Here is a 12096-nt window from a genome sequence, read left to right on the forward strand (position 1 = left end):
ACATGATGTGGCAATCGACCCTGTAACGATAAAAAAAATTGACTTAGCCTGACGTTTGCTTTACTTCTGGTCAGCGACAGAATTCACAGACAGATAAATCTACCATGCGTACAGACAGCCCGATGACAACCATCATTATTATCACCACCATTACCACAGGTAACGGTGCGGGCTGACGCATACAGAGAAAATAAAAAAGCCCGCACCTGAACAGTGCGGGCTTTTTTTTCGGCAAAAATTCAGGAGAGCTTAAAATGCGAGTGCTGAAATTCGGTGGAACCTCAGAGGCCAACGCAGAACGATTCTTGCGTTTGGCTGATATTCTGGAAAGTAATGCGAAGCAGGGACAGGTTGCTACCGTATTGTCCGCGCCAGCGAAAATCACCAACCATCTGGTAGCAATGATTGAGAAGACTATTAACGGTCAGGATGCCGCAGCGCATGTCAGCGAGGCAGAGCAGATTTTTGCTGCCTTGTTGCAGGGGCTGGCCGATGCCCAACCGGGGTTTGAACACCCTCGGCTGCAAGGGGTGGTTGACCAGGAGTTTGCCCAGCTTAAACAGGTTTTGCACGGCATCAGCCTGCTGGGTCAGTGCCCGGATAGCGTGAATGCGGCGATTATTTGCCGGGGTGAAAAGCTCTCCATCGCGATTATGGAAGGGGTGCTACAGGCACGGGGTTATGGGGTCAGCGTCATTAATCCCGTCGAAAAATTACTGGCGGTGGGGCACTATCTGGAGTCCACCGTGGATATTGCAGAATCTACCCGCCGTATTGTTGCCAGTCAGATCCCCGCACAGAACATGATTCTGATGGCAGGCTTCACCGCAGGTAATGATAAAGGTGAGCTGGTGGTATTGGGACGTAACGGTTCTGACTATTCTGCCGCCGTTCTCGCCGCCTGTCTGCGCGCCGATTGTTGTGAAATCTGGACCGATGTGGACGGGGTTTATACCTGCGATCCGCGCCAGGTTCCGGATGCCAGACTGCTCAAGTCGATGTCTTATCAGGAAGCGATGGAGCTTTCTTATTTTGGCGCTAAGGTACTGCATCCCCGGACTATCTCGCCAATTGCTCAGTTTCAGATCCCTTGTCTGATTAAAAACACCGCTAACCCTCAGGCACCCGGAACGCTGATCGGCGGTGATGCCAGCGATGCGGATACGCCGGTTAAGGGGATCACCAATCTCAATAATATGGCGATGTTTAACGTCTCCGGGCCGGGGATGAAAGGGATGATTGGCATGGCTGCCCGCGTGTTTGCGGCGATGTCACGCAGCGGCATTTCCGTGGTGCTGATTACGCAGTCCTCTTCAGAATACAGCATCAGCTTCTGTGTGCCGCAAAGCGATCTGCTGCGCGCCCGTCGCGTGCTGGAAGATGAATTCTATCTGGAGCTGAAAGATGGCCTGCTGGAGCCGCTGGATGTGATGGAAAATCTGGCGGTAATTTCGGTGGTCGGCGATGGTATGCGCACCTTACGCGGCATTTCGGCGAAATTCTTTTCAGCGCTGGCGCGCGCCAATATCAATATCGTAGCGATTGCGCAGGGTTCATCGGAACGCTCCATTTCCGTGGTAGTGAATAACGATGATGCCACTACCGGCGTGCGTGTGGTGCATCAGATGTTGTTTGCTACCGATCAGGTGATTGAAGTCTTTGTTATCGGCGTGGGTGGTGTCGGCGCGGCGTTGATCGATCAGTTACATCGCCAACAGGCATGGCTGAAAAATAAGCATATTGATCTGCGGGTGTGTGGCATTGCCAACTCGCGCGCGCTGCTGACCAATGTCCACGGCATTGCGCTGGATAACTGGAAAGAAGCGCTGCAAGAGGCGAAAGAACCTTTCAATTTGCAGCGCCTGAATCGTCTGGTTAAAGAGTATCATCTGCTCAATCCGGTGATTGTCGATTGTACTTCCAGCCAGTCTGTAGCCGATCAGTATGTGGATTTTCTTACCGATGGCTTTCATGTGGTCACCCCGAATAAAAAGGCTAACACCTCCTCCTGGCACTATTACCAGCAGATGCGCAAGGCGGCTGAAAAATCGCGGCGTAAATTTCTTTACGATGCCAACGTGGGGGCCGGATTACCGGTGATCGAGAACCTGCAAAATCTGCTGAATGCCGGTGATGAACTGCTGCGTTTCTCCGGGATCCTTTCCGGTTCGCTGTCATTTATTTTCGGCAAACTTGATGAAGGTGTCTCGCTGTCGGATGCCACCAAAATGGCGCGCGAGATGGGTTTTACCGAACCGGATCCTCGGGAAGATCTCTCCGGCCTGGACGTGGCGCGCAAGCTGCTGATCCTGGCCCGTGAAGCCGGTTATCAGCTGGAGCTGAGTGATATTGAGATTGAAAAGGTGCTCCCGGATGAATTCACGGCAATAGATAATGTTGAGGAGTTCATGTCCCGCCTGCCGGAGCTGGATGATGCCTTTGCTTCCCGCGTTGCCCTCGCCGCAGAACAGGGTAAAGTACTGCGTTTTGTCGGCGCAATTGCAGAGGGGGGGCACTGTCAGGTTAAAATTGCCGCCGTGGATGGCAACGATCCCCTGTATAAAGTGAAAAACGGTGAGAATGCACTGGCTTTCTACAGCCGCTACTACCAGCCTATTCCGCTGGTACTGCGCGGTTACGGTGCAGGCAATGATGTCACCGCTGCTGGCGTGTTTGCCGATCTGCTGCGCACCTTGTCATGGAAGTTGGGAGTTTAATAATGGTCAAGATTTATGCCCCTGCCTCAATTGGCAATGTCAGCGTAGGCTTTGATGTGCTGGGTGCGGCGGTGTCGCCGGTAGACGGTACTTTACTGGGTGACTGCGTCACCGTCGAAGCTGCCTCTGAATTTAGCCTGCGTAACGAGGGGCGCTTTGTCAGTAAGCTGCCAGCCAGCCCGCAGGAGAACATCGTCTGGCAGTGCTGGGATCGTTTTTGTGAGGTGACGGGTCAACATGTTCCGGTGGCGATGACGCTGGAGAAGAATATGCCGATTGGTTCCGGGTTGGGTTCCAGCGCCTGCTCGGTGGTGGCCGCACTGATGGCGATGAACGAATACTGCGGTAAACCTCTGGATGACACCCGGCTACTGGCGTTGATGGGGGAGCTGGAGGGACGTATTTCCGGCAGTGTGCATTATGACAATGTTGCGCCCTGCTTCCTTGGCGGTATTCAGTTGATGCTGGAAGAAAACGGTATCATCAGTCAGTCAGTACCGGGATTCGACCAGTGGCTGTGGGTGATGGCCTATCCCGGAATCAAAGTTTCCACGGCGGAGGCCCGGGCGATTCTGCCTGCGCAATACCGTAAAGAAGATATCATCCGGCATGGCCGCTATCTGGGCGGATTTATTCATGCCTGCCACACACAACAGCCGCAGCTGGCGGCGAAGCTGATGCAGGATGTGATTGCTGAGCCATATCGCACTAAGCTTTTACCGGGATTTGCGCAAGCCCGTAAGGAGCTGAAAGATATTGGTGCGCTGGCCTGTGGAATTTCTGGCTCTGGCCCGACACTGTTTGCCGTCTCTGATTGTCCGCAGACGGCTGAACGTATGGCAGACTGGCTGCGCCAGCACTATCTGCAAAACGATGAAGGCTTCGTTCATATTTGCCGCATTGACACGGCAGGCGCACGTAAACTGGGATAACGTATGAAACTGTATAATCTTAAGGATCATAACGAGCAGGTGAGCTTCTCACAGGCGGTTAAACAGGGTCTGGGTAAACAGCAGGGGCTGTTTTTCCCGCTTGAGCTGCCAGAATTTGAGCTGACCGATATTGATGAGATGCTCGAAATGGATTTTGTCAGCCGTAGCTGCAAAATTCTGTCTGCTTTTATCGGCGACGAAATTGCGCCACATCAGCTGCATGAGCGCCTGAAAAGTGCATTTGCCTTTCCGGCCCCGGTGGTGAAAGTCACTGACGATATCTCCTCGCTGGAGCTGTTCCACGGCCCGACGCTGGCATTCAAAGATTTCGGCGGTCGCTTCATGGCGCAGATGTTGTCGTATGTCAGCGGCGCCGATGAGAAAATCACTATTCTGACCGCCACCTCCGGTGATACCGGGGCTGCCGTGGCGCATGCCTTTTACGGCATGGAGAACGTGCGGGTGGTTATTCTCTATCCTCAGGGAAAAATCAGCCCGTTGCAGGAAAAGCTGTTCTGTACGTTGGGTGGAAATATCCAGACTATCGCTGTTGATGGCGATTTTGATGCCTGTCAGGCACTGGTTAAACAGGCTTTTGACGATGAGCCACTGAAAAAAGCCATTGGTCTTAATTCCGCTAATTCGATCAATATCAGCCGTTTACTGGCACAGATCTGCTACTACTTCGAAGCCGTGGCGCAGCTGCCGCAGGAAAAACGTAATCAGCTGGTTGTCTCCGTACCCAGCGGTAACTTTGGCGATCTGACGGCAGGTCTGTTAGCGAAAACTCTCGGTCTGCCGGTGAAACGGTTCATCGCTGCGACCAATGCTAACGACACCGTCCCGCGCTTTCTGTCCGGTGGAGAGTGGCAGCCAGCGGCGACCGTTGCCACGCTGTCAAATGCAATGGATGTCAGCCAGCCGAACAACTGGCCACGTGTTGAAGAGATTTTCCGCCGTAAAACCTGGCGTCTGAACGACCTTGGCTATGGCGCGGTGGATGATAAAACCACCGAGGCAACCATGCGCGAGCTGGCGGATCTGGGGTATATTTCTGAGCCTCATGCCGCTATCGCTTATCGTTTGCTGCGCGACCAGTTGCAGGAAGGGGAGTTTGGGCTGTTCCTCGGCACGGCGCATCCGGCGAAGTTTAAAGAGAGCGTGGAAGCGATTCTCGGACAATCGCTGCCTTTGCCAGAGGCGTTAGCTGAGCGGGCGGCGCTGCCGTTGCTGTCGCACAATATGGCGGCAGATTTTGCAGAACTGCGGGCGTTTTTGCTGAAAAAATAATCCCTTCGGCCCTGACTTTCTGGTCAGGGCTTTTTCCGCGTTAAATTTATTTCATCTCCGGGCGTTTAAATACCAGTTCATCCTCACTGCTTTCTTCAGCGGTAAAAGCGTAGCCCTGCACCGCAAACTTTTTCAGTTGCGCAGGTTTAGTGAGGCGGTTTTCGATAATGTAACGGCTCATCAGGCCACGTGCTTTCTTGGCGTGAAAGCTGATCACCTTCCAGCTGCCATTTTTCTCGTCGAGGAACACTGGTTTGATAATGCGGCCCTGTAACTTCTTCGGCTGGACGGCTTTAAAATACTCATCTGAGGCCAGGTTAATCAGAATATCGTCGCCCTGTTCAGCCAGAGCCGCATTCAGCCCCTCGGTCAGCCGCTCACCCCAGAAGCTGTAAAGATCTTTTCCTGCCGGATTCGCCAGTTTAATGCCCATCTCCAGACGATAGGGTTGCATCAGATCCAGTGGGCGCAGCAGGCCATACAGGCCAGAGAGCATACGCAGATGCTGCTGGGCAAAGTCAAAATCCTTTTCTTTGAAGGTTTCCGCCTGCAGGCCGGTGTAGACATCACCTTTGAAGGCCAGAATGGCCTGGCGTGCATTATCAGGAGTGAAAGGGCGCTGCCAGTTCTGGAAACGGCCAACGTTTAAATCGGCCAGTTTGTCGCTGATACTCATCAGTTTGCCAAGCTGCGCTGGCGTCAGTTTACGTGCGATTTCAATCAGTTTTCTGGCGTCATCCAGCAGGCCGGGCTGGGTAAAGCGTTGGGTGGCCAGCTCGCTTTCGAAATCCAGCGTTTTTGCCGGAGAAATAACTAGCAACATATCAGGCTCCTGAATAATTACGCCAGAGAAGGCAAAAGTGGGCAGGGCGGTAATGTAGCAAAAAAAGTGTGCTGATGCGGCTGATTACTGCCATTGCTGGAACTTATTCCCGCCTTTACGGATGGGTATGACTGCACAATTTAGCACTCAGTGGCCTGGCGGCAAGCTTACCTTGCATGGCAGATGGTGCGTGATATCATCCGTGGCAGAGATTTTCCAGAACCCGATAACTCTAGCTGATGAGAATGACAACCATGACGGACAAACTGACTTCCCTGCGTCAACTCACTACCGTTGTTGCCGATACCGGCGATATTGCCGCAATGAAGCTGTACCAGCCTCAAGATGCCACCACTAATCCCTCTTTGATTCTTAGCGCCGCCCAGATCCCTGAATACCGTAAGCTGATTGACGAAGCGGTTGCCTGGGCACGTAACCAGAGCAGCAACAAGGAAGAGCAGATTCAGTATGCGGCCGACAAACTGGCGGTAAACATCGGTCTGGAAATTCTCAAGCTGGTGCCTGGTCGTATCTCTACTGAAGTGGATGCCCGTCTCTCTTACGACACCGAAGGCAGCATCAATAAAGCACGTTCGCTGATTAAGCTGTATAACGATGCTGGCGTCAGCAATGATCGTATTCTGATTAAACTGGCTTCCACCTGGCAGGGCATTCGTGCGGCAGAGCAGCTGGAAAAAGAAGGCATTAACTGTAATCTGACCCTGCTGTTCTCCTTTGCCCAGGCTCGCGCCTGTGCCGAAGCGGGTGTTTATCTGATCTCCCCGTTTGTGGGTCGTATTCTGGACTGGTACAAAGCCAATACTGACAAGAAAGAGTACGCCCCGCACGAAGATCCGGGCGTGGTATCCGTTTCTGAAATCTACAAATACTACAAGCAGCACGGTTACGAGACGGTGGTCATGGGAGCCAGCTTCCGCAACGTGGGTGAAATCATTGAGCTGGCAGGTTGCGATCGTCTGACTATCTCTCCTGGCCTGCTGAAAGAACTGGCGGAGAGCGAAGGTGCCCTGGAGCGTAAACTCTCCTGGTCTGGTGAAGTAAAAGCGCGTCCGGCAAAAATGACCGAGTCTGAGTTCCTCTGGCAGCACAACCAGGATCCGATGGCGGTGGACAAACTGGCTCAGGGTATCCGTAACTTTGCCATCGACCAGGGCAAACTGGATAAAATGATCGCTGATCTGCTGTAATCCGCAATGTGGCCGGGTCAACCGGCCACTCATCCCCTCGCTGTACATCCCGCATTGCAATGTTTATGCTTCTTTTATCCCCTAATCCCCCGCACCCGCCAGCCAGCGGTGGCCACTACCACAGCGATGATATGATGAACACATTACGAATAGGGTTAGTTTCCGTTTCCGATCGCGCCGCGAATGGCATCTATCAGGACGCAGGTTTGCCTGCCCTGGAAACGTGGCTGACTCAGGCGCTGGCTTCACCGTTTGTGATTGAAAAGCGTCTGGTGCCGGATGAGCAACCGATGATTGAACAGGCAATCTGTGAACTGGTGGATGAGCTGTTCTGCCACCTGGTGCTGACGACCGGAGGAACCGGCCCATCCCGACGTGATGTCACTCCGGATGCGACGATAGCTATAGCCGACCGTGAGATGCCGGGTTTTGGTGAGCAGATGCGACAGATTAGCCTCAACTTTGTCCCGACGGCGATCCTCTCCCGTCAGGTTGGGGTGATCCGTAAGCAGTCGCTGGTGGTGAATCTGCCGGGGCAGCCGAAGTCGATAAAAGAGACGCTGGAAGGGTTGAAAGATGATGGCGGGGTGCAGGTGCAGGGCATTTTTGCCAGCATTCCTTACTGTATCCAGCTGCTGGATGGGCCTTACGTGGAGACGCATAACGAAGTGGTCGCCGCATTTCGCCCCAAAAGCGCCAGACATCATTCAGAAAGTTAGAAAGCGCCGCTTCAGATATAACCTCCCATTCTCTGCTCTGGAGGCAGATTAAATGCTGTTTCCACTCTTTTACAGGTCGGACCGGCGTCGATTTAACTGTGCAATGAAAAAAGAAACAGTGATTCAGTCACCTGTCGGCTGAATATTCCGCTCCAGCAGATAACGCTGCCTGTTTTCTTATGATATTTTCTCCCTTTCATTTGCGAACTGGCCTGAAAAATTATGCGTCCAACCCCTGCGAGCCGGTTAACCCGGCAGGATTATAAAACCCTCTCTCTGGCCGCGCTGGGTGGCGCGCTTGAGTTCTACGATTTTATTATTTTTGTCTTCTTTGCTGCGGTAATTGGCGATCTGTTCTTTCCTGCGGATATTCCTGACTGGCTGCGCCAGTTACAGACTTTTGCGATCTTTGCGGCCGGTTATCTTGCCCGTCCATTGGGTGGAATTATCATGGCGCATTTCGGCGACAGCAAAGGGCGTAAGAAGATGTTCAGCCTGAGCATTCTGTTAATGGCGCTGCCTACGCTGGCGATGGGGTTACTGCCTGATTACGCCACGCTGGGTGTGGCCGCACCGGTTTTGCTGCTGCTGTTACGCATGTTGCAGGGGGCAGCGGTGGGGGGGGAAGTGCCGGGTGCCTGGGTTTTTGTTGCCGAACATGTGCCGGAGAACCGAACCGGCTTCGCCTGCGGAACCTTAACGGCAGGGCTGACCGTCGGCATTTTACTGGGTTCGGTGGTGGCAACCTTAATCAATAAAACTTTTGGCCCGACCGGTGTGGCCGAAGGCGCATGGCGCATTCCCTTTTTACTGGGCGGCGCTTTTGGTCTGCTGGCCCTCTGGCTGCGGCGCTGGCTACAGGAAACACCGGTCTTTACAGAACTGGCGGCCCGCAAAGCGCTGGCTGCTGAACTGCCGTTGAAAGCGGTGGTGCTCAACCATAAAAGAGCCGTTGCTATCTCTATGCTGCTGACCTGGCAGTTATCCGCTGGCATTGTGGTGGTGATCCTGATGACGCCCGTCTGGTTGCAAAAAGTGTATGGTATCGCCACCACGCAGGCTCTTCAGGCTAACAGCCTGGCGACGGTCACCTTGATCGCCGGTTGTATCTGCGCAGGACTGGCCGCCGATCGTTTTGGTGCCAGTAAAACCTTTATTTTCGGTAGCCTGTTTCTGGCCGTATGCAGCTGGATATTTTATCGCACGGTGGGTGAACATCCGCAGAGGCTGATGGCCTGCTATGGGTTGGTGGGATTCAGCGTCGGTGTGGTCGGGGCAGTGCCTTATGTGATGGTGCGTGCTTTTCCGGCTCAGGTGCGTTTCACCGGGATCTCATTTTCCTACAATCTCGCCTATGCCATCTTTGGCGGCTTAACGCCGATTCTGGTCACATTAATTATGGCGATAACGCCACTGGCACCGGCTTTTTATGTCCTGACGCTCTCTGCTCTGGGGGTGCTGTTGGGGATCTGGCTGAAGCGCGACGTTGCGGTTACGGTATGAACAAAAAGCAGTCCCGGACAGCATCGACGTTGAAAAGTCCGGGACTGCTTTAAACCTTCCTGCGGTGGTGAAGAGCGGGACTGCTGTTATCTTTCACCGGTTGGCAACACCCGGCGTCCCAGTTGTTCGTTAATCACTTCAGCCATAGCCAGATAAATGGCGCTGGCACCGCAGATAATTCCCTCGAAACCGGCAAAGATCACTACGCTGTGATTACCCGCGATATTGCCCCAGGCCAACAGGAAGAACAGCACTGTCAGGCTGGCAAAGACAAATTGCAATGCACGGTTTGCTTTGAGTGTGCCGAAGAACATAAACAGGGTGAAGATACCCCACAGCGCCAGATAGACGCCGAGCATAGTGGCATCCGTGGGTTGTGCCAGTCCCATTTCAGGCAGTACGATAATCCCCACCAGGCTCAGCCAGAAACAGCCATAAGAGATAAAAGCCGTCAGGCCAAAAGTGTTGCCTTTCTTATATTCCAGCAGGCCCGCAATAATTTGTGCCAGGCCGCCAAAAAATATTCCCATACTCAGGATGGCGGCGGTCAGCGGAAAAAAACCTGCATTATGCAGATTCAGTAAAACCGTGGTCATGCCAAACCCCATCAGCCCCAGAGGCCCCGGATTTGCCAGCGTATTGGAATGCATAAATTCTCCGTAATATCAAAGATAAATGGCAAAAATTAAGACACTTCATACCGGGTCGTCAGCAAGAACCAGGCCTGCTTTGTCAGTGTGCGCGGCATGATAATGAGCCAACTGACGGTAAACAATGATCTGGAGAGCGATAAATTCAAAATTTTTTTTATCCCGCCCCTTGATGCTGTTAATGATGGCCCCATCTTATCTGGCATCCGAGGATATGTACCCGGAAAAAAAACGCGGTGTCGGCAGTTGAAACGACAAAAACAGACCGCATTAAGTGTGCATAACCTGATTGATAATGAATTTAAGTAGGAGATGTTCAGATGGGTAAGATTATTGGTATTGACCTGGGTACGACTAACTCTTGTGTAGCAATCATGGATGGTGGCAAGGCGCGTGTGCTGGAGAATGCTGAAGGCGATCGTACCACGCCTTCCATTATTGCTTACACCCAGGATGGTGAAACACTGGTCGGTCAGCCTGCTAAACGTCAGGCCGTGACTAACCCACAGAATACCCTGTTTGCGATCAAGCGCCTGATTGGTCGCCGCTTCCAGGATGAAGAAGTCCAGCGTGATATCAAAATCATGCCTTATAAAATTGCTGGTTCCGACAACGGTGATGCCTGGATTGATGTGAAGGGCCAGAAAATGGCACCGCCGCAGATTTCCGCTGAAGTGCTGAAAAAGATGAAGAAAACGGCGGAAGATTACCTGGGTGAGCCGGTAACTGAAGCGGTTATTACCGTCCCGGCTTATTTTAACGATGCGCAACGTCAGGCAACCAAAGATGCCGGTCGTATTGCGGGTCTGGATGTCAAACGTATCATTAACGAACCGACCGCTGCCGCACTGGCTTACGGTATGGATAAAGGCCAGGGCAACCGCACCATCGCGGTTTACGATCTGGGTGGTGGTACTTTCGATATCTCTATTATCGAAATCGACGAAGTTGACGGCGAGAAAACCTTCGAAGTGCTGGCAACCAACGGTGACACCCATCTTGGTGGTGAAGACTTCGACAGCCGCATGATCAACTACCTGGTTGCGGAATTTAAGAAAGATCAGGGTATCGATCTGCACAACGATCCGCTGGCGATGCAGCGTCTGAAAGAAGCCGCAGAAAAAGCGAAAATCGAGCTTTCTTCCGCTCAGCAGACCGACGTCAATCTGCCGTACATTACTGCCGATGCAACAGGACCTAAGCACCTGAATATCAAAGTGACTCGCGCCAAGCTGGAGTCTCTGGTTGAAGATCTGGTTACCCGTTCTATCGAGCCGCTGAAAGTGGCGTTGCAGGATGCGGGCCTGTCAGTTTCTGACATCAATGACGTCATCCTGGTAGGTGGTCAGACTCGTATGCCAATGGTTCAGGCGAAAGTTGCTGAATTCTTTGGCAAAGAGCCGCGTAAAGACGTTAACCCGGATGAAGCCGTTGCCGTTGGTGCTGCGGTGCAGGGTGGCGTACTGGCCGGTGATGTGAAGGACGTGCTGCTGCTGGATGTCACACCGCTTTCGCTGGGTATTGAAACTATGGGTGGCGTGATGACCTCGCTGATCAGCAAGAACACCACCATCCCAACCAAACACAGCCAGGTGTTCTCGACTGCGGAAGACAATCAGTCGGCGGTGACCATCCATGTGGTGCAGGGTGAGCGTAAGCGCGCGGCAGATAACAAATCTCTGGGGCAGTTTAACCTCGACGGTATCCAGGCGGCACCTCGCGGTATGCCACAAATTGAAGTCACTTTTGACATTGATGCCGATGGTATCCTGCATGTTTCTGCGAAAGATAAGAACAGCGGTAAAGAGCAGAAGATCACCATCAAGGCTTCTTCTGGTCTGAATGACGATGAAATCGAAAAAATGGTCCGTGACGCAGAAGCCAATGCCGAATCTGACCGTAAGTTCGAAGAGCTGGTTCAGATCCGTAACCAGGCCGATCATCTGTCGCATAGCACCCGTAAGCAGCTGGACGAAGCCGGTGACAAACTGCCGGCAGACGACAAGGCACCTATCGAGGCTGCCCTGACCGAGCTGAATACCGCGCTGAAAGGTGAAGATAAAGCCGAAATTGAAGCGAAAATGCAGGCGCTGATGCAGGTATCCAGCAAGCTGATGGAGTTTGCTCAGCAGCAGGCTGCTGGCGGCGCAGCTGATGCCACCGATGCTTCTGCGAAGAAAGATGACGATGTTGTCGACGCTGAATTTGAAGAAGTAAAAGACAACAAAAAATAATCGCCCCTGACAGGGCATGG

Annotated in this window: 10 protein-coding genes and 1 other annotated feature; of the genes, 8 read left to right on the forward strand and 2 right to left on the reverse strand. The window is 52.9% G+C overall.

Going from position 1 to position 12096, the window contains the following annotated elements; translation table 11 throughout:
* The first annotated feature begins 115 nt into the window (after positions 1-115).
* Positions 116-230, forward strand: a sequence feature (Thr leader region).
* A 24-nt stretch (positions 231-254) separates the two neighbouring features.
* The 3 genes from thrA to thrC are packed head-to-tail and all read left to right on the forward strand — an operon-like array spanning position 255 to position 4939.
* Positions 255-2717, forward strand: a complete 2463-nt coding sequence (gene thrA / locus AC3RPL_RS23030; protein ID WP_490741669.1) for a bifunctional aspartate kinase/homoserine dehydrogenase I — start codon at positions 255-257, stop codon at positions 2715-2717.
* Positions 2718-2719: 2 nt separating this feature from the next.
* Complete coding sequence (gene thrB, locus AC3RPL_RS23035; protein WP_490741670.1) at positions 2720-3649, forward strand: homoserine kinase; 930 nt, start codon at positions 2720-2722, stop codon at positions 3647-3649.
* Positions 3650-3652: 3 nt separating this feature from the next.
* The gene (gene thrC / locus AC3RPL_RS23040; protein ID WP_490741671.1) at positions 3653-4939 is read left to right on the forward strand and encodes a threonine synthase; all 1287 of its coding nucleotides are present in this window, start codon (positions 3653-3655) and stop codon (positions 4937-4939) included.
* 46 nt (positions 4940-4985) lie between these two features.
* Here thrC and yaaA read toward each other — a convergent pair whose 3' ends face one another.
* The gene (gene yaaA / locus AC3RPL_RS23045) at positions 4986-5762 is read right to left on the reverse strand and encodes a peroxide stress protein YaaA (protein WP_490741672.1); all 777 of its coding nucleotides are present in this window, start codon (positions 5760-5762) and stop codon (positions 4986-4988) included.
* Positions 5763-6016: 254 nt separating this feature from the next.
* Between yaaA and tal the strand changes: the two genes are divergently transcribed.
* The 3 genes from tal to AC3RPL_RS23060 all read left to right on the forward strand — a co-directional run bounded on the left by tal (position 6017) and on the right by AC3RPL_RS23060 (position 9192).
* Positions 6017-6970, forward strand: a complete 954-nt coding sequence (gene tal / locus AC3RPL_RS23050; protein WP_367167446.1) for a transaldolase — start codon at positions 6017-6019, stop codon at positions 6968-6970.
* A 134-nt stretch (positions 6971-7104) separates the two neighbouring features.
* Positions 7105-7689, forward strand: coding sequence for a molybdopterin adenylyltransferase (gene mog, locus AC3RPL_RS23055; protein WP_490742120.1), 585 nt, complete (start codon positions 7105-7107; stop codon positions 7687-7689).
* Positions 7690-7911: 222 nt separating this feature from the next.
* Positions 7912-9192: an MFS transporter gene (locus tag AC3RPL_RS23060; RefSeq protein WP_490741673.1), complete on the forward strand. Its 1281-nt coding sequence runs from the start codon at positions 7912-7914 to the stop codon at positions 9190-9192.
* An 86-nt stretch (positions 9193-9278) separates the two neighbouring features.
* Here AC3RPL_RS23060 and satP read toward each other — a convergent pair whose 3' ends face one another.
* A complete protein-coding gene (gene satP, locus AC3RPL_RS23065) occupies positions 9279-9842 on the reverse strand; it encodes an acetate uptake transporter (RefSeq protein ID WP_261644260.1) in 564 nt (187 codons plus the stop codon).
* 102 nt (positions 9843-9944) lie between these two features.
* On the opposite strand from satP, the gene AC3RPL_RS23070 reads away from it, so the two are divergent.
* Both AC3RPL_RS23070 and dnaK read left to right on the forward strand, forming a co-directional pair.
* Positions 9945-10151, forward strand: a complete 207-nt coding sequence (locus tag AC3RPL_RS23070; protein ID WP_034936445.1) for a hypothetical protein — start codon at positions 9945-9947, stop codon at positions 10149-10151.
* An 11-nt stretch (positions 10152-10162) separates the two neighbouring features.
* Positions 10163-12076: a molecular chaperone DnaK gene (dnaK, locus tag AC3RPL_RS23075; protein WP_034936444.1), complete on the forward strand. Its 1914-nt coding sequence runs from the start codon at positions 10163-10165 to the stop codon at positions 12074-12076.
* The last annotated feature ends 20 nt before the right edge of the window (positions 12077-12096 follow it).

Source organism: Erwinia papayae, from assembly GCF_058241465.1.

What these genes read in the sequence shown, in the direction of transcription:
- thrA (WP_490741669.1), top strand. Translation starts at nt 255, where the DNA reads ATGCGAGTGCTGAAATTCGGTGGAACCTCAGAGGCCAACGCAGAACGA.
- thrB (WP_490741670.1), top strand. Translation starts at nt 2,720, where the DNA reads ATGGTCAAGATTTATGCCCCTGCCTCAATTGGCAATGTCAGCGTAGGC.
- thrC (WP_490741671.1), top strand. Translation starts at nt 3,653, where the DNA reads ATGAAACTGTATAATCTTAAGGATCATAACGAGCAGGTGAGCTTCTCA.
- yaaA (WP_490741672.1), bottom strand. Translation starts at nt 5,762, where the DNA reads ATGTTGCTAGTTATTTCTCCGGCAAAAACGCTGGATTTCGAAAGCGAG.
- tal (WP_367167446.1), top strand. Translation starts at nt 6,017, where the DNA reads ATGACGGACAAACTGACTTCCCTGCGTCAACTCACTACCGTTGTTGCC.
- mog (WP_490742120.1), top strand. Translation starts at nt 7,105, where the DNA reads ATGAACACATTACGAATAGGGTTAGTTTCCGTTTCCGATCGCGCCGCG.
- AC3RPL_RS23060 (WP_490741673.1), top strand. Translation starts at nt 7,912, where the DNA reads ATGCGTCCAACCCCTGCGAGCCGGTTAACCCGGCAGGATTATAAAACC.
- satP (WP_261644260.1), bottom strand. Translation starts at nt 9,842, where the DNA reads ATGCATTCCAATACGCTGGCAAATCCGGGGCCTCTGGGGCTGATGGGG.
- AC3RPL_RS23070 (WP_034936445.1), top strand. Translation starts at nt 9,945, where the DNA reads ATGAGCCAACTGACGGTAAACAATGATCTGGAGAGCGATAAATTCAAA.
- dnaK (WP_034936444.1), top strand. Translation starts at nt 10,163, where the DNA reads ATGGGTAAGATTATTGGTATTGACCTGGGTACGACTAACTCTTGTGTA.